Source organism: uncultured Eubacterium sp. (assembly GCF_937958975.1).
Classification (GTDB): Bacteria; Bacillota; Clostridia; order Lachnospirales; family Lachnospiraceae; genus Eubacterium_G.
Genome location: NZ_CALGRE010000045.1, coordinates 89,056 through 107,216 on the forward strand (window position 1 = coordinate 89,056; position 18,161 = coordinate 107,216).

17 protein-coding genes are annotated in these 18,161 nt (G+C 35.6%); 12 read left to right on the forward strand and 5 right to left on the reverse strand.

The genetic code is table 11. The features are described from left to right. Nucleotides 1-65: 65 nt before the first annotated feature. Together Q5O86_RS08245 and Q5O86_RS08250 are read right to left on the reverse strand one after the other, a co-directional pair. Nucleotides 66-1,259, reverse strand: coding sequence for a nucleotidyltransferase family protein (locus Q5O86_RS08245; RefSeq protein ID WP_302626667.1), 1,194 nt, complete (start codon nt 1,257-1,259; stop codon nt 66-68). 33 nt (nt 1,260-1,292) lie between these two features. Further along, the gene (locus Q5O86_RS08250) at nt 1,293-1,748 is read right to left on the reverse strand and encodes an Lrp/AsnC family transcriptional regulator (RefSeq protein ID WP_302626668.1); all 456 of its coding nucleotides are present in this window, start codon (nt 1,746-1,748) and stop codon (nt 1,293-1,295) included. A gap of 347 nt (nt 1,749-2,095) precedes the next feature. Between Q5O86_RS08250 and Q5O86_RS08255 the strand changes: the two genes are divergently transcribed. Both Q5O86_RS08255 and Q5O86_RS08260 read left to right on the forward strand, forming a co-directional pair. Further along, nucleotides 2,096-4,144: a sodium-translocating pyrophosphatase gene (locus Q5O86_RS08255; protein WP_302626669.1), complete on the forward strand. Its 2,049-nt coding sequence runs from the start codon at nt 2,096-2,098 to the stop codon at nt 4,142-4,144. Nucleotides 4,145-4,317: 173 nt separating this feature from the next. Next, complete coding sequence (locus Q5O86_RS08260) at nt 4,318-5,058, forward strand: glycosyl hydrolase family 18 protein (protein ID WP_302626670.1); 741 nt, start codon at nt 4,318-4,320, stop codon at nt 5,056-5,058. Here the strand turns inward: Q5O86_RS08260 and Q5O86_RS08265 are convergent. Beyond that, a complete protein-coding gene (locus tag Q5O86_RS08265) occupies nt 5,045-6,508 on the reverse strand; it encodes a recombinase family protein (protein ID WP_302626671.1) in 1,464 nt (487 codons plus the stop codon). The genes Q5O86_RS08260 and Q5O86_RS08265 overlap by 14 nt on opposite strands. Nucleotides 6,509-7,351: 843 nt before the next feature. On the opposite strand from Q5O86_RS08265, the gene Q5O86_RS08270 reads away from it, so the two are divergent. Further along, a complete protein-coding gene (locus Q5O86_RS08270; protein ID WP_302626672.1) occupies nt 7,352-7,492 on the forward strand; it encodes a hypothetical protein in 141 nt (46 codons plus the stop codon). A 100-nt stretch (nt 7,493-7,592) separates the two neighbouring features. Here the strand turns inward: Q5O86_RS08270 and Q5O86_RS08275 are convergent, their stop codons facing one another. Next, nucleotides 7,593-7,937 carry a sporulation initiation factor Spo0A C-terminal domain-containing protein gene (locus tag Q5O86_RS08275; RefSeq protein WP_302626673.1) on the reverse strand — a complete coding sequence of 115 codons (345 nt, stop codon included), beginning with the start codon at nt 7,935-7,937 and terminating at the stop codon, nt 7,593-7,595. A 149-nt stretch (nt 7,938-8,086) separates the two neighbouring features. Here Q5O86_RS08275 and Q5O86_RS08280 point away from each other — a divergent pair, with 149 nt between their 5' ends. The 4 genes from Q5O86_RS08280 (at nt 8,087) to argF (ending at nt 11,350) form a co-directional block, all read left to right on the forward strand. Next, nucleotides 8,087-8,500, forward strand: a complete 414-nt coding sequence (locus tag Q5O86_RS08280) for a glycosyl hydrolase family 18 protein (protein ID WP_368074758.1) — start codon at nt 8,087-8,089, stop codon at nt 8,498-8,500. A 61-nt stretch (nt 8,501-8,561) separates the two neighbouring features. Then, complete coding sequence (locus Q5O86_RS08285) at nt 8,562-9,302, forward strand: N-acetylmuramoyl-L-alanine amidase (protein WP_302626674.1); 741 nt, start codon at nt 8,562-8,564, stop codon at nt 9,300-9,302. A 112-nt stretch (nt 9,303-9,414) separates the two neighbouring features. Continuing rightward, complete coding sequence (locus Q5O86_RS08290) at nt 9,415-10,323, forward strand: putative ABC transporter permease (RefSeq protein WP_302626675.1); 909 nt, start codon at nt 9,415-9,417, stop codon at nt 10,321-10,323. A 22-nt stretch (nt 10,324-10,345) separates the two neighbouring features. After that, nucleotides 10,346-11,350: an ornithine carbamoyltransferase gene (argF, locus tag Q5O86_RS08295; protein ID WP_302626676.1), complete on the forward strand. Its 1,005-nt coding sequence runs from the start codon at nt 10,346-10,348 to the stop codon at nt 11,348-11,350. Between the two features lie 40 nt (nt 11,351-11,390). Here the strand turns inward: argF and Q5O86_RS08300 are convergent, their stop codons facing one another. After that, a complete protein-coding gene (locus Q5O86_RS08300) occupies nt 11,391-12,635 on the reverse strand; it encodes an amidohydrolase (protein ID WP_302626677.1) in 1,245 nt (414 codons plus the stop codon). Between the two features lie 172 nt (nt 12,636-12,807). Between Q5O86_RS08300 and Q5O86_RS08305 the strand changes: the two genes are divergently transcribed. The 5 genes from Q5O86_RS08305 to Q5O86_RS08325 all read left to right on the forward strand — a co-directional run bounded on the left by Q5O86_RS08305 (nt 12,808) and on the right by Q5O86_RS08325 (nt 18,066). Further along, a complete protein-coding gene (locus Q5O86_RS08305) occupies nt 12,808-13,947 on the forward strand; it encodes an exonuclease SbcCD subunit D (protein ID WP_302626678.1) in 1,140 nt (379 codons plus the stop codon). Continuing rightward, nucleotides 13,944-16,718: an SMC family ATPase gene (locus tag Q5O86_RS08310; RefSeq protein WP_302626679.1), complete on the forward strand. Its 2,775-nt coding sequence runs from the start codon at nt 13,944-13,946 to the stop codon at nt 16,716-16,718. Before Q5O86_RS08305 ends, Q5O86_RS08310 begins: the two co-directional genes overlap by 4 nt. Before the next feature lie 79 nt (nt 16,719-16,797). Further along, nucleotides 16,798-17,346: a stage V sporulation protein T gene (gene spoVT, locus Q5O86_RS08315; RefSeq protein WP_302626680.1), complete on the forward strand. Its 549-nt coding sequence runs from the start codon at nt 16,798-16,800 to the stop codon at nt 17,344-17,346. 133 nt (nt 17,347-17,479) lie between these two features. After that, nucleotides 17,480-17,752 (forward strand): HU family DNA-binding protein, encoded by a 273-nt coding sequence (locus Q5O86_RS08320; RefSeq protein ID WP_302626681.1) that lies wholly within the window; start codon nt 17,480-17,482, stop codon nt 17,750-17,752. Nucleotides 17,753-17,823: 71 nt separating this feature from the next. After that, nucleotides 17,824-18,066: an RNA-binding S4 domain-containing protein gene (locus Q5O86_RS08325; protein ID WP_302626682.1), complete on the forward strand. Its 243-nt coding sequence runs from the start codon at nt 17,824-17,826 to the stop codon at nt 18,064-18,066. Nucleotides 18,067-18,161 lie beyond the last annotated feature (95 nt).

Below are 18,161 nucleotides of genomic sequence, written 5' to 3' on the forward strand. Positions count from 1 at the left end.
AATAAAAACGCAGATAGAAAGAAATCTATCTGCGTTTTTGATAATTAATATTATAAAAAGAAAATCTAAAATCCGCAACGTTTCATTAAATCTTTTGTTTTTGTTATTTTTGTATCTGTAATTTGATTCATGGCTTTATAATTTAGTTTTGCTTCGTTTCTGGTGAAAAATAATCTTTTAAAATTCAATCTTATCCAGAAAAATGGAAGAAGCCAGGAATGTCGATTTAAAATATTTCCATAATAATTAATCATTATATTTTTTGTAGGAAAGATTTTTTTTAGAAGAGATACTTTTGTATCATCCCGTTCTACGATATGATTGGTTTCCTGTTGTATCTTACTTCCAAATGCTCCGCCTGAAAAAATATAGGATTCCAACAATTGTAATGTTATTTTCTGGTCATTGTTTAATTTAGGTGATTTGGTATGAAACCAATTATCTGCCAAGAGTGTTATATTTTGTTCAAATTGAAGTAACCCGGTCTTTTTTAGTTCTTTTTCAATATATTTTCTGTCAAAGTTTTTATATGCATTTTGGATTATGAATACATCTAAAACGTGAATAAGTCCGATGCCACCGTTTTTAAAATGTTTTGCCATATGGATGATATGATATAGATAAAAATCTTCATCAGACATCATATATTCATGTCCTTTTTTTAATATCAGTCTATTCCAGATATCACTCAAATAAGTGTGCCAGATTTCATAGCCTTCATCAATTAAGTCCGTCTGCATTTCAATTTTCATATATTGTGAGGTGGCTATCAGTGGCTTAATAAAAGAAACTTCTTTTGGTTCTCTGGCAGAGATTTTATATCCATTCTTTTCCATGATAGAAATTAAGGACTCTGTTTTATCTGCATGAATACGGTAAAATATATCTGTATCACTCATCACACGCATAGACGTATCCGGATAAAGATATTTTGTAACGCTTCCTTTGAGTAGAACATAGTCAATATTATTATTTTCAAATTCATTTTTTAAGTTATCAATTTCAAAAGAACGGTTTGCATCTAAAATTAAATTCTTTTGATATGCTAGAAAATAATCATGAAAGTGAGGAATCATATTCTGAGTGGATGCAGGAAGTTTTTGCAGGCCGAAATATATAGTAGAGCAGATTTTGTGCTTTTTTGCTATCTTAAAAATAACCTCCCAATCAAGGTTATTCGTTGGATTGGGAGGTATACTATCTGAAACAGCACATTTTAATAACTGTAATATGTAATTAAATTCATTTTTATATATCATACTGTCTCTCCGTAAATATTAATTGAAATCTGATTATTCTTCATTGGCAATAGGGATACCGCGATGTTCAACGGAAGTAGAGAAAACAATTTGTGTTTTGGTACTTCCAAAAGTCTGAAGTTCGCCGATAAAGTGGTCGAGTTCTTCGGTACTTTTAAACATAACTTCGATAAGCATTGCATAATCTCCTGTAACGCAGTTACATTCAACTACATTGTTACAGCTTTTGATATAAGGATAAAAATCCTTTTTCTGGTCAGGATTTACTTCAAGGTTAATAAATGCTTTGATGTGATATCCTAATTCGGCGGGATTAATTTTGGCGGTGTAGCCTGTTATAATTCCGACTTGTTCTAATCGCTCTATTCTGGCAGAAACTGCCGGAGAGGATAGAAAAACCTGGCTCGCAATTGTTTTAAGGGGGATGCGGGCATTTTCATGGAGGAGCTTAATAATCTGCTCATCAATGTGGTCTAATTCATGTCTCATAGTAGCACTCCTTTCTATCATATTTTTCAGTCGTTATTAATTTTGTAAAGTAAATAATTTACGATATACGTTTTGATTATATCATATACTTTAAAAAATATACAATAACTTTCTCATACTTTAACATACTTATATATTTTTTAACAACTTTAATAAATTAGTAATTTTATTAACATAATAAATATAAAGTATTTATAGACATCATTTTCACTAAACATGGTGAAAAAACTCTCTTTTTCTTAGATAAAAAAATATTGATTTATTTGGATAAAAGTGGTAAGGTAGTGGATAATTAAAAAAGTTTGTTATATTTTTAACAAACATTGTTTGGCAAAGGAGGATTTATTATGGAGAATCTGATTTATTTAGCTCCGGCTGCAGGTGTTATCGCAGTTATATTTGCATTGATTAAGACTATGCAGATTAGCAGGAGTGATGCTGGAAATGAAAAAATGAAAGAAATTTCAAGTGCCATTGCAGAAGGTGCAAGAGCCTTTTTATTTTCAGAATATAAAATATTAATTATATTCGTTGCTATTTTATTTATTATATTGGGAGTTGGAATTGACTGGCTCACAGCGGTATGTTTTATTGTGGGTGCAGTTCTATCCACTTTGGCAGGATATGTAGGAATGAATGTAGCAACAAAAGCAAATGTCCGCACTGCAAATGCTGCAAAAGAAAGTGGAATGAATAAGGCATTATCTATTGCATTTTCCGGCGGTGCAGTTATGGGACTTTGTGTTGTTGGCTTTGGAATTTTAGGACTGAGTGTAATTCTCATTATAGTCATGCATACTACGGGATTTACAAATGAGGCAGTTAGTATTCTGACAGGATTTAGTTTAGGAGCATCATCTATTGCACTTTTTGCAAGAGTTGGTGGTGGTATTTATACAAAGGCGGCAGATGTGGGCGCTGACCTGGTGGGAAAAGTAGAAGCAGGTATCCCTGAAGATGACCCAAGAAATCCGGCTGTAATTGCTGACAATGTCGGTGATAACGTTGGTGATGTAGCAGGTATGGGCGCAGATTTATTCGAGAGTTATGTGGGCGCAATTGTTTCTGTAATAACTTTAGCGGTGGCATCTGTTGTGGCCGGAAAAGATAGGTTTGGAACAGAGCATATCGTATTTCCTATTGTAATTGCTGCTATCGGTGTCTTAGCATCTGTTGTGGCTACCTTTTTTGTAAGGGGAAAGAATGATTCAGACCCGCAAAAAGCGTTAAACTTTGGAGAATATGGCGCGACGGCAATAGAAATTATTGCTTCTGCTATTTTGAGTTATACATTTTTTGGAAACTTTAAAGCATTTCTTGCAATTCTTGCAGGTTTAGTTGTCGGAACTGCCATTGGAAAAGTTACGGAAATTTATACATCAGAAAAATATAAAAGTGTAAAACAAATTGCTGACAGTTCGCAGACCGGTTCGGCTACAAACATAATTAGCGGACTTTCTGTCGGAATGAAATCTACAGCGATTCCAATTTTATTTATTGTTGCCGGAGTTCTCGTGTCATATGCTTTCTTTGGTATGTATGGTATTGCACTTGCAGCAGTTGGAATGCTTTCTACTACAGGTATGACTATTGCAGTAGATGCTTATGGACCAATTGCAGATAATGCGGGTGGTATTGCAGAAATGTCAGGATTAGATGAGAGTGTAAGAGATATTACTGATAAATTGGATGCCGTTGGAAATACAACAGCGGCGATAGGAAAAGGGTTTGCGATTGGCTCAGCGGCGCTTACGGCATTATCACTGTTTGTTTCTTATGCAGAAGTCGCAGGGCTTGGAAGTATTAATATTCTCTCGGCAACTGTTGTAGTTGGATTGCTGATAGGCGGAATGCTTCCATTTATGTTTTCGGCTCTTACAATGAGTTCCGTCGGTAAGGCAGCAAATAAGATGATAGAGGAAGTACGACGTCAGTTTAAGGCAGATAAAGGGATTCTTGCCGGAACTTCAAAACCGGATTATAAATCCTGTGTAGGAATATCAACGCAGGCAGCTCTCCATGAGATGATTCTGCCGGGAGTAATGGCTGTGGTAACGCCGCTGTTAGTCGGATATTTACTAGGTGCAGCCGCACTTGGAGGAATGCTTTGCGGAGCATTGGTCTGCGGTGTTATGATGGCAATATTTATGGCAAATTCCGGTGGTGCATGGGATAATGCGAAAAAGTTTATAGAAGGTGGATTTGCAGGTGGAAAGGGAAGTGAAGCTCACAAGGCGGCAGTTGTCGGTGATACGGTGGGAGACCCATTTAAAGATACATCGGGACCATCTATCAATATCTTAATAAAATTAATGACAATCGTTTCCCTGGTATTTGCAATGACATTTCCGGTACAGGGATATTTAACACAGTTATATCATTATCTTTTTAAATAAAAAGCTGTAATAATCGGTCAGAAAAGCGTTTCATAAAATACTTTTCTGACCGATTTTAATATATAGGAAATACTTCAAGTAAAAAGGTTATCTAAAATTCCTTAATGCATATATTTATAAAAAAGCGAAAGTTGTAGATTGTTTTTGAATTTTTGAAAAGATAGGTATAGAGTATGGAAATATATGTAGTAAAACAGGGGGATAATGTTGATGATATTGCTCTACAGTATGGAGTGAGTGTTGAATCGATAATATATGATAACCAACTGGTGTATCCGTATCGATTGGCAATCGGGCAGGCATTACTGATAGATACAGGTGGAATGAGAGAGGATAGAAGGACAGCGGTAATAAGAGGGTTTGCATACCCGTTTATCAGCAGGTATGTACTGGAGCAAAGTCTGCCTTCCATGTCGGAACTTGCAGTCTTTTCTTATGGATTTACCCGGGAGGGTGAAATTATTTACCCACCCTTGGATGATACCTTTATGATTGATGCGGCATATGCTTTTAACGCGGAGCCTATTTTAACTTTAACCCCTTTAGATGCATCAGGGAGATTTAGCAATGAATTAATTTCTGCCGTTATCAATAATCAACAGGCAGTGGATACACTGATAAATAATCTGATACAGGTTATGACAGAGAAAAGATTTCTCGGAATCGATATTGATTTTGAGTATATTAAGGCGGAAGATAGAGAGACATTTGTACAGTTTGTTGCACAGGTTACGGAACGCATGAATCAGCAGGGATTTTCGGTCTCAGTCGATTTGGCGCCAAAGACCAGTGCGGACCAGCCCGGATTATTGTATGAAGGGAAAAATTATAGGGCAATCGGTGAAATTGCAAATAGTGTTTTGGTAATGACTTATGAGTGGGGATATACCTATGGACCACCTATGTATTATTAGATATACTAGGATTGATAAAGTAAAAGTCTAAAGTTTCAGTAGCTTTGTTATACACAATCCTGTTACAGATGCTCCTGATGGCTCCTGACTTAATATTTTCGGGAATGCTTTTATCTGCCAAAAGAGCAGAGACAGCATTGAACTCTGTACTGTTTTTTGTGCAAGTTTTATATTCCGTTGTCTTTAAGTTTTCTAATTTTTTAACAAGGTTCAAACGTTCTCTGTTTAACAGTTCTTTATTATATTGATAATCTTCTAATGAATCTATTCCATTAATGTATGCAAGATGGACACGTTCCTGTTTCACATTTATAAGACGCATAGAATTTTCTATAGTTTCCGATTCGGTAATGTGAGAATGGATAGAAACTGTGTGGTACAAATCGGTTGCAATAACAGGGCGGAGGGCTTCATAAACAGCCTGCTCGATTTTGGGAACAATGATACCGTTGCTGCAGCTGCATTGACCACGGCCATATCTTGTACATCTAAAATATGCTGTCTTATTTTTTCCTTTAGAGGCATATCCCATAGAACCGCCACATGAGGAACATTTTAGTAAACCGGATAGCCAGTGTTTACGTTTTTCGGTATATGTTTTGCCGGCAGTACCAGGGTTAGTATAAAATTTGATTTTATTTTGGCAAATCTCAAATGTCTGTTTTTCAATAATGGGAGAATGTTTTCCATTTACGAGAATAAAGTCGTTATTAATATGTCTTCCGGCACCATTCGAGGGTTGGTAATTCCAGCGTATTTTTCCGATATAAAATGGATTTTGTAACAGATAGCGCAAGGTTTTTGCACTCCATGTGTTTCCTGCGCCCGTTTTGATATTAGCAGAGTTCAGATAACGGGCAATAGAAGAAAATCCCATGTTTTCATAAGCAAAATTGTTATAAATGGTTTTTACAACAGAGGCCTGCTGGACATTAATTTCAGGTATGCCGTTTTTTCCTCTTGTGTAACCGTAGGGCAGTTTTGACATATATCCTCCGCTCATTGCCTTTTGTGTCATGCCACGTCGAACTTCGCCTGCAAGGTTAATAGAATAGTATTCATCCATCCATTCAAAAATACGTTCTACAAGCTCACCGATAAAACCTTCAGGAATCGGCTCAGAAATACTGACAACATCAACGTCAATCTTTTTTAGTATTCGTTTATAAACAATAGATTCTTCCTGATTTCTTGCAAAACGACTGAATTTCCAGACAAGTATTACATCAATAGGATGAGATTTTTCTTTACATTTAGCAATCATATCCAGAAAGCGAGGGCGTTTCTCCGCCTGTTTTCCACTAATACCGATTTCTGTATAAACATCATCAGGGGATATTAGAATATTGTTTTTTTGAGCATATTCATAGATTAATCTTTTTTGTGCATCAGGTGAATATTCATCCTGTTTGTCAGTCGATACACGAATATATGCAGCACCTTTTAACATAGCATTCCTCCCTTCTGTATTTTATGAAATGGAAAAGTAAAAAAGACATATAGGAGTGTTTAAAAGCGGAGAATGCCCTTGAATTATAAATGAAAATTTTATATAATAAATTTAACAAGAGAACCGAAAGCTAGATATGACCTAACTGTCGGTGGTGTTAATTACTACAAAGTAGTGCCTTATCCTACCAAGACGAGGGCACTACTTTTTGCGTGTCATGTTTAAAACAAGAGTGACAACAGCGCAAAGCATTATTACAAAAGTAAATAAATCACTAAATGTAATCATAAGCATCAGCTCCCTTCATATGTATTTCCGGCAGCTAAGCAAATCGCCCCTTCGGTTCCCCGGGTAAGTTTACTATATTATCATGAATAAAATTTATAATAAGTCAGTATTTCCTTTTATTATTGCAATTAATAAAAGAATTATATATAATAGATTTAACAAGAGAACCGAAAGCTAGGTGTTAGCTAGCTTCTGGTTTGTAAAGAACTACAAAGTAGCACCTTTGTTTACCAGACGGAGGGTGCTACTTTTTGTTTGTAAAGTGTAAAACAAGAGTAACAATAGCACAGAGCATGAGTATAAATGTAAAAAGCTCATTATATGTAACCATTGGCATCACTCCTTTCATTAAAATTCAGAAGTCAGCCAGTGTCCCCTTCGGTTCCCTTGGTAGATTTATTATATTGATTTTATGGGATTAGTATAAGTATATTAATATTAATAAATATATTCTAAAACACACATGATAAAAAATCAAGTAATGAAATTATTTATATTTTTAATAAAAATGTTTATTATAGTGCATAAAATGTACAAAACGCTAAGAGGCAGGTCATGCATTATATTTATCATATAAATGAAGAGGAAAGGGAGCTGACAGAAGACGAATGGAATCAGTTAGCCGAGGTATTTTTTGAGTCTGCGGGATATGAAAACTCCAGGCAAGAGAAAGGTTCTTCTGAAAAAAGAAAATAAATAGAATCCCCCTGCCTACATTTGCAAGCAGGGGGATTCAAAGACTTTAGGGGATAGTGAGTTTAAAGTCTTTCTATATTTGTTTATGTAATAGTTTTAGTTATTCATCACAAGAATTTAATATATATTGAGAAATTGCATCAATAAAAAATGCATTTTTTGGTCTTTCAGTCAGTTCCCTACCACAAACTTCATTGAGTAATCTTCTATTTCCTGATTTCCAGATGGTATCAATTATTGTTCTGATATTTCGTTCCACGTTACTTACATTAACCTGATATTCTATGGCTATTTCTGTATAAAGCCCCTTGCAGATATAAGTAATAAGCTCTGGGTTTTGTATTGTTTTGTCAATACCATATACAGTATATTTAAAGCCCGAATAAGAACCGTCCACACCTAGTTTTCTTAACAGTTGTGTGGTCGGTTTCATATATTTTTTCATATTTTCACCCCATTCTTCATAATTTCTCGTCCCCCTTAAAGTAATTTAAAGAAATATAAGGTAAAAATCAACAATTATTTGTTACAAATTTCGACACGGTTTTACAAAGGAAGGAGAAAAGGTATATATAATGGAGCATTGCACCACCTATGGCAGTGGCTCCGATTAACAAGGTGCGTCAGGTGTTGGATTATGCGATTACTGAAATTGCCCCTGAAAAAATTAATATGGGAATCCCTAATTACGGATATGATTGGCCGCTTCCCTATGAGAGAGGTGTAACCCGGGCAAAAACAATTGGAAATGTTGAGGCTGTACAGCTTGCAATTCAAAATGGGTCTGAAATTTTCTTTGATGAAACAGCACAGTCACCATATTTTCGTTATATACAGGATGGAGTTGAACATGAAGTGTGGTTTGAAGACCCAAGAAGTATTCAGGCAAAAATGGAGTTGGTATATGAATATGGATTGAGGGGGATATCATATTGGCAGATTATGCAGTTGTTTCGGTCGAATTGGATTCAGGTAGATTATAACTTTTATGTTGTAAAAACAGAATAAAAGTAGACTTTTTGCATATGGGTCATATATATAAATTAAGCAAAAGAAGGTTATATGAATTATGTGGACTATAAATGTGCATGCGGGACATAATCCCGATGGTAAAAACGGAAGTGGTGCAAAAGGACTGATTAAGGAATCCACGGAGGCCAGAAAAGTAAAAAAACAGGTAATAAAATATTTAAGACTTTGGGGTTGCAAAGTTTATGATTGTACGGTGGACGATGGAAAGAACCAAAATGATGTATTAGAAAAAATCATTAAAAAATGTAATGCTCATAAAGTTGATTTAGATGTTTCTATACATTTTAATAGTGGCAGAAAAGATAGTAAAGGCGATGGAAAAACAGGGGGAGTAGAAGCTTTAGTATATAGCAAAAAACTGGGACCGGTAAAGGCGGCTGAGTCAGTGTGTGAAGCCATATCAGAGCTCGGTTTTAGAGATAGAGGTATCAAATACAGACCGAAGCTAATGATACTCAACTCCACGATAGCTCCTGCTATGATAGTAGAGTGTTGTTTTGTAGATGATTTTGATGATGTAAAACTATATAATTACAAAAAGATTGGAAGGGCAATTGCAGAGGGAATAATTAATAGCTATTGTCCTTATAAAGCGGTTACGATAAAGAAAGGTGTTATCGAGAGAGATAAACCGGCAAAAAAATACATTAAGATGGGAACATTAAAGAAAGGTACGAAATGCATGATTAAAAAAGTAAAAATTACAGACGGAGTAAGATATGGATATATTGAAAAAAGAGATGCATGGATAAAATTAAAAGGCACAAAAGAAGTATAGTGAAACGATAAAATATATTGATTGAAACAAAAAGCCCCTTGTTACAGGGGCTTAGTTTTGTTAAAATGAACATTGTCAGAAAGACTAATTTATAAAATATCGGAGGATGAAAATGATTTTTTCTGTCGATGAGATAGTATTGTTATTTTTTATTTATAGTTTTTTAGGCTGGTGTGTTGAGGTTGCGTTTGTGGCAGTGACGTTGGGCGAAGTCTCCAATAGGGGATTTCTGAATGGTCCGGTTTGTCCAATCTATGGTTGTGGAATGCTGGGGGTTTTATTTGCATTGCTGCCGGTTGAGAATCATATCATTTTATTATTTATTGGTGGAGTTTTCATTTGTTCTGTAATTGAGCTTTTTGGCGGGTGGATTTTGGACAGGATATTCCATATGAGATGGTGGGATTATACCGAGAATAAATTTAATATCGGAGGATATGTGTGTCTTGCATTTAGTATTATGTGGGGAATTGCAGTTGTTTTTGCTGTTAAATTTGTACATCATCCAATTATGGCGGTTGTAGAAAAGATACCAAGGAGTGCAAAAATTATTATTATAATAATTTTCTCTGTTATATTTATAGTAGATATGATTGTGACATTGAAAAATTTAATTGGTATTCGTAAGAGTCTGGGACAGCTTGAGAGGTTAGCGGAGGAACTTCATAATGTAGGGGACCAGTTAAAAGATGTCGTAGGAAATTCGGCAATTACAGTTGCTGAGAAGGCGGAAGAAGGAAAGGAAATCTGGAATGAGAAAACGGCGCCTGGTCGTGAGAAGATAGTTACTGCGGCGGAGATAGGAAAAGAAAGAATTGTTGCGGCGACAGAAGAACAGAGAGAAAAATTTGTTAAGCAGATGCAGGAGCTTGAGGTGAAGAGAGATACTATTATAGAAAACATCCAGCGCAGAAGCAGACATGTATTAAATGCTCTTCCAACATTGAATAAATCGGGAAAGAGTATTAATATAAAAGAATATTTGAAAGATATAATAAATAGAACAAAGATAAATCATTAGTTTAAGAAAAGAGGATTATAAGATGAAAGCAGATTTTACAGGAAAACATTTTTTGAAGTTACTTGATTTTACGCCGGATGAAATAGGACAATTAATAGATTTAGCGGCAGAGTTAAAGGATAAGAAAAAATCAGGTCAGTTAGTAGATGTCCTTAGGGGAAAAAATATAGCTGTTATATTTGAAAAGACCAGCACAAGAACAAGATGTTCCTTTGAGGTGGCAGCTCATGATTTGGGAATGGGGGTTACATATTTAGACCCTGCCGGTTCTCAGATTGGAAAGAAAGAAAGCATTGCGGACACAGCAAGAGTCCTGGGAAGAATGTTTGACGGTATTGAATATCGTGGATTTGGACAGGATATTGTAGAAGAATTAGCAAAATATGCAGGAGTTCCGGTTTGGAATGGACTGACAAATGAGTTTCATCCGACCCAGATATTGGCTGACTTTTTAACACTTCGCGAAAAATTTGGAAAATTAGAAAATCTTAAATTCGTATATATGGGAGATGCCCGTTATAATATGGGAAATTCGCTCATGGTTGGATGTGCAAAGATGGGGATGCATTTTGTGGCGTGTGCGCCGAAGAAATATTGGCCGGATAAAGAATTGATAGAACAGTGTAAAGCAATCGCAAATGAAACAGGGGCGACACTTCAGTTTGAAGAAGATCCACTGGAGGCTACGAAGGGGGCAGATGCCATTTATACAGATGTATGGGTTTCTATGGGAGAGCCTGACGAAGTATGGGAAGAAAGAATCCATGACCTTCTTCCGTATCGAGTGACAATGAAATTATTGAAAAATGCGAATGAGGATGTTGTATTTATGCACTGTCTTCCTGCATTTCATGACTTAGATACAAAAATTGGAAAGGAAATTAATGAAAAGTTTGGTCTTACAGAAATGGAAGTGACAGATGAAGTATTCGAATCAAAAAATTCCGTGGTATTTGATGAGGCGGAGAATAGAATGCATACAATAAAAGCAGTTATGGCTGCAACACTTGGGGCAAAATTTGAATAGTATAATATCGACACCGGAATTATGAATTTCCGGTGTCATTTTATCTTCTTTCATATAATATCTTACCATTGACCATAGTTAACAGTATGTTTAATTTAGACCCACTGTAGACAATATTTTTTGTGATATTATTTAGCGGCTGCATATTTGGCTGATTTAAGTCAATTACAATTAAGTCTGCTTTTTTGCCACGGCTTAATGTATCACAATTGTAAAGACCCATCGCTTTGGCGCCACCGAGTGTTGCCATTTTCAAAACTTCGTTTGCATCTACAGCAGATGCATCATTTTCAAAATACTTGGCAAGAGCAGTTGTCAGGAACATTTCCCGAAACATATCAAGGGCATTATTGCTGGCCGGACCATCTGTGCCGATAGCAATATTAATTTTCTTTTTCATAAATTTAGAAATTGGAGCAATACCACTGGCAAGCTTTAAATTAGATGCCGGATTGGTAACAATAGACATGCCTCTTTTCTCAAAAACAGCAATATCTGCATCATTCATATGAACGCAGTGATAACCACCACCTCCATAATTGAACATTCCGATTTGGTCTAAGAAGACAGTAGGGGTAGCACCATAACGGGAGATACATTGCTGGACTTCTTTTTCTGTTTCTGAATTATGGCAGTATACAGGAGCTTGTAGTTGGTTTGCCAGGTCGGCCAAATCTCTCAATAGGTTTTCATTACATGTGTATTCGGCATGGAATCCCAACTCATAGGAAATTAAATCATTGCAGCCGTTATATTTTTTATAACATTCCTCGATTTCCGGAACAGATTGGGTAAAGTTGTTTAGTCCACCGGTCATTACTGTTCGAAATCCCATATCGATAGATGCCTGAACTATAGGAGCAGGGTTAATATACATATCAAAATTTGCGGTGATTCCGGAAGTTAAGTATTCCTGTATAGCGATTTTGCTATATTCGTACATTTTATCGTCTGTCAATTTTGCCTCCATAGGAAAAACTTTTTGATTGAGCCACTCCTCTAACGGAAGGTCATCGGCATAGGAGCGCAAAAATGTCATAGCCGAGTGGGTATGGGCATTTTTAAAGCCGGGCATAATCAGATTACCGTTTAGATTGATTTGTTTATCCCATTGAATTGTCTGAAATATGGAAAGCATTATGTTGTCATTACCGGGATTTCCGACAAAGCCAATGGTGTCATCAAAAACCCATACCTCACCGGTAAGAAGTGGAAGACAGCCACTTTCGTCTGCGACAGTGTTTTCTAAAGTGAGAATTGTTCCATTATAAAATCTTATATTCATGAAAACCTCCATTGAGTGCATAAGTATTATATATTTTTAGTATAAGGCAAAGATAGATAAATAACAAATGTTTATATATTATTTGGAGGGGATATTTTAGATTTAAGAAAAAAGTTGATATGAGTATGTTACAATAAATATGATAGCTATCAAAACACAGAAGGGAGAAGGTATGAGATTTTTACATTTAGCAGATTTACATATAGGAAAAAAAGTAAATGGGTTTTCAATGTTGGAAGACCAGAGATATATATTTCAGGAAATATTAAAAATAATAGATGAAAGAAAGGTGGATGCCGTACTGATTGCGGGTGATGTGTATGATAAATCGATTCCATCTGCTGAGGCGGTAGTTCTTTTTAACGACTTTTTAAATGGTCTGGCAGAGAAGAATCTCAAGGTATTTGTTATTAGCGGAAATCATGACAGTGTGGAGAGAATTAGTTTTGGTTCTGATTTAATTCGAATGAGTCATGTGTATATGTCGAAACCATTTTGCGGTGTGCCTGAAAAAGTTTCTTTAAAAGACAGTTTTGGAGAAATCCATATTTATATGCTACCATTTATCAAGCCTGCAATGGTGAGACATATTTATGAAGATGCCGACATTTCGGGATATAATGAAGCAATGGCTTATGTAATGGAAAAAACAGATGTGGATGAGAAGGAAAGAAATATATTGATGGCACATCAGTTTGTCAGTGGAGGAAGCAGATGTGAATCGGAAGATATTTCTGTGGGTGGAATTGATGAAGTGAGTGCAGACAATTTCCTAAAATTCGATTATGTGGCATTGGGTCATCTGCACGGACCTCAATATATTAAAAATGAGGCAATCAGATATTCAGGTACGCCACTGAAATATTCTTTTTCTGAAGTGAAGCATAAAAAGTCAGCATTGATTGTTGATATCAGGGAGAAGGGAAATATAGAATTAGAGACAATTCCTTTGGTGCCATTGCATGATATGACGGAGATTCGAGGAAAATATAACGAGTTAATGTCTAAAGATTTTTACAAAAAAATGGATACATTAGACTATATGCATATTACATTGACGGATGAGGAGGATATTGTTAATGCATTAGAATTGCTTAGAACAGTATATCCTAACATTATGAAGTTGGATTATGACAATCAGAGAACGCGCAGTAATCAAGATATAAGCGGAGCAGAAGAGGTTGAGGGAAAAACACCATTGGATTTGTTTGGTGAGTTTTTTGAGTTGCAGAACAATCAGCCAATGAGTGAGGAGCAGACTGCTTTTATGGAGGAATTAATTGAAAAAGTATGGGAGGTAAATGAGAGATGAGACCGGTTAAGCTTACTATGTCGGCATTTGGACCATATGCCGGTTGTGAAGTCGTTGAATTTGATAAATTAGGCGATAGAGGACTGTATCTGATTACAGGAGATACGGGAGCAGGCAAGACGACTATTTTTGATGCCATTGTTTTTGCATTATATGGTGAAGCAAGCGGAGATAACAGGGAAACTGCAATGTTTCGCAGCAAATATGCAAAAGAAGATGTTCCTACCTTTGTAGAGATGGAATTTTTATATCGAAATGAGTTATATATAATAAGAAGGAATCCAGAGTATATACGAAAGTCAAAACGCGGTGAGGGGATGACGAAACAGACTGCGGATGCCTTTTTGCGATATCCTAATGAAAGAGGAATTGTGACAAAAGTTAAGGAAGTTACGAAGGCCGTTGAAGAATTGGTTGGTCTTGACAGAGAACAGTTTTCTCAGGTTGCAATGATAGCACAGGGAGATTTTTTAAAACTATTGTTGGCAAAAACAGAGGATAGAATTAAAATTTTCAGACAAATATTTAATACAACACCCTATAAAGGGCTACAGGATAAGTTGAAGGCAGAATCAAAGAGCTTACATGACAAATATGATGAACAGAAAAGAATAATTAATCAATACTTATCAGGTATCAGGTATAATTCTGACAGTGAGGCTGGAAAAGAGGCAGAACAAATTGCAGCATCCGGTTTACAATATGAAATACAGGATATTTTAGAGGTTCTTGTGAAACTAATTAAAGAAGATAAACAGGCACTATTTTTGACAAATAAGAAAGTGGGAAAGATTGAAAATTCAATTGCCCGAGTGGATGAAAAAATTGGTCAGGCAAAAAAAATACAGAGCGCAATGATACAGAAAAAGGAGGCAGAAAATAAATTAAAAGAAAATTCAGGAAAATTGCAGGAATTTCTTGAGAAGTTAGAACATGAAAGAGAGCTGGAGCCGGAAAGAAAAGAGTTAGAATTTAAAATAAAGAAGGAAGAAGAAAGCCTGCCGGATTATGATAGGATGACGGTGATACAGGAAAAATCTTCGGATTTTCGGGGTGCTATTAACCATTATGAAACGAAAGAGAGCGAATTAAGTGATTTGATTCAGACATTAGAAAAAGATTTAACAGAGAAAACGAAAAAACTGTCTCAGATGAAAGATATTAGTATTGCTCTTGTGGAATCAGAAACAGTGTTTGAAAGAATAAAAAAGAAAATAGAAACTTTAAATCATTTAGAGGATTTACTGGATAAGTATAGTGACAGTTTATCACAATTGACCTTTGCACAGGAAGAATATTTAAAAGCTCAAAGTTTTATGGAAGAATTAGGAAGGCAGTATCAGAATAAAGAGAAAATATTCTTGAATCAACAGGCAGGAATTTTAGCTGAAAGTTTGGAAGAAGGAGAGCCGTGTCCTGTGTGTGGCGCCACAAGTCATCCAAAGAAAGCAGAGCCGGTAGGACAGGCGTTATCCAAAGAAAATTTGGATATAGAAAAAAAGAAATTAGAAAAGGAGAGAGGTAAAGTATCAAAGCTTAGTGAGAAAGCAGCGGCAATACATGAAAAGGTTCGAATTTTTGAGGGCAATGTTTTAGAGGAAATACCTAAAGTTTTAGGAAATGTGGAGATTCAGGGAGCAAAAGAGGTGATTGTTTCCCAAAAGGAAGAGCTTTGCATAAAATTAAAAACAGTTACAGATAAAATAAATGAAATGCGCAGTTCTATTCAGGAAAGAGAGAAGTTGGAAAAATCTATCCCTGAAATGGAGAAGGAGATTGAAAAAGATAAAGAGAAATTAAAAGAGATTTCTGAAAAAAAATCTGAGAATATAATTAAGTTTGAAAGAATTGAGACAGAGCTAAAACAAATTATAGAAAAACTTACATATAAGACAAAACAGGAAGCAGCTCATAAAATAGATGAGATGAAAAGTTGTTTTGTTATCATGTTTGAAAATTTTAAAAAAGCAGAAACTAATTATGAGAGGTGCAAGTCTGAAATTGAGCAGGCAAAAAATATAATTGATACGATTAATGTTCAATTAGAATATGATGAGGAGATTCATTTAAATAAATTGGCAAATGAGCGGGAGATGTTAGAGCAGAATAGAAAGATATTATTAACGGAAGCAAATATTTTGGGAACGAGAATTGATGTCAATAAAAATGCCAGACTATCTGTGGAGAAGAGATATGAAAAGATGAAAGCGGTAGAAGAAAGGTGGACAATGGTAAAAGCACTTTCAAATACAGCGAACGGAAATATTTCAGGTAAGGAAAAGGTTTTTTTGGAAACGTATATTCAGATGCATTATTTTGAGCGAATTATAAACAGGGCGAATATACGATTTCTCCAGATGTCATCAGGGCAATATGAATTACGCAGAGCAAATGGGGCAGAAAATCAGAGAAGCCAGAGTGGTTTGGACTTATGTGTAATAGACCATTATAATGGGACAACGAGAAGTGTAAAAACATTGTCGGGAGGAGAGGCATTTAAGGCATCCCTGTCCCTGGCATTGGGACTTTCCGATGAAATTCATGCGTCCTCCGGAGGAATTAGATTGGATACACTTTTTGTGGATGAAGGATTTGGTTCGCTAGATGAGGAATCACTAAATCAGGCTATGAATGCATTAAATTCGTTAACTAAAGGTAACCGGTTGGTTGGTATAATTTCTCATGTTAGTGAGCTTAAGGAAAAAATTGATAAAAAAATTATTGTGAGTAAAGATAGAATTGGAGGAAGCAGTGTCGTTGTCGAAGGTTAAAATCAATTCATAAAAGCCTTGTATAATTCTGAATCATTTACAGATACTAACATAAGAAACTGTTAATGGAGGAAGAAAAATGAAAGCGACAGGTATAGTGAGAAGAATAGATGATTTGGGAAGAGTAGTTGTTCCTAAAGAAATCAGAAGAACTCTTAGAATAAGAGAGGGAGACCCTATGGAAATTTTTACAAATAGGGATGGAGAAATTATATTAAAAAAATATTCTCCGATAGGAGAAATTGATAATTTTGCAAAGCAGTATGCAGAAAGTCTGGCTCAGGTTTCAGGATATAAAGTAATCATAAGTGACAGGGACCAGATTATAGCAGTAGCAGGCGGAGCAAAAAAAGATTTGATTGGAAGAAGTATAAGCAGCCAGTTAGAGAGTCTTATCAATGAAAGAGATAATCTGACAACAGAGAATGGTGTGGCAAAAAGTATCCCTGTTGTTGAGGGAGAAGATGCACCGGATGCAGGTCAGGTAATCTATCCTATTATTTGTGAGGGGGATATTATAGGCAGTGTTGTTATCTTGTCAAAGGATGAAAAGCAGGATGTAAGTATCACTGAGCAGAAACTGGCAGGTGTTGCGGCAGCGTTTTTAGGCCGTCAAATGGAGGCCTAATCAATTGACCTGTAAAAGCCTTAAAATGGGTTGTTATCCTTGACAAAAAAAACCAAATAGAGTATAAACTTTATAGATACATGAGAAAGAGTATCTCATTAATAATTAAGACAATATTCAAGGAGGAATTACGATGAATAAGACAGAATTCGTAGCAGCTATCGCAGAGGAAGCTGGAATTTCAAAGACAGATGCAGCCAAAGCAGTTAAGGCTTTTACAGATGTTGTAGTAGCAGAAATGAAGAAGGGTGAAAAAATTCAGTTAGTTGGATTTGGTACTTTTGAAGCAACAGAAAGACCAGAACGTCAGGGAATCAATCCTGCAACAAAGGAAAAGATTACAATTCCTGCTGCTAAAGTTCCTAAATTTAAAGCAGGTGCAGCTTTAAAGACTGCTCTTAACTAATTTATATAGAGTAAATAAAAGACTGTTACCGGTTGGTAACAGTCTTTTTGAAATAGCGATGAGGAAAAGCAATGAGAATAGATAAGTTTTTAAAAGTTTCAAGGATTATCAAGAGAAGAACTGTGGCAAACGAGGCGTGCGACGCAGGCAGAGTATTGGTCAATGATAAAGTTGTCAAGGCTTCTTATGATGTGAAAATAGGTGATGTAATACAGATACAATTTGGTCAGAGAACCGTAAAGGTTGAAGTGCTTAATTTAAATGAGACAGTCAAAAAAGAAGCGGCAGTGGAAATGTATAAAGATTTAAGTTGAGATGAAAGATATATCATAGGTAATTCAGGTGAGTTTGGGAATAATTTATTTTTGATTGAATATATTGTCCTATAAGATATTTTCGGTGAGGATAA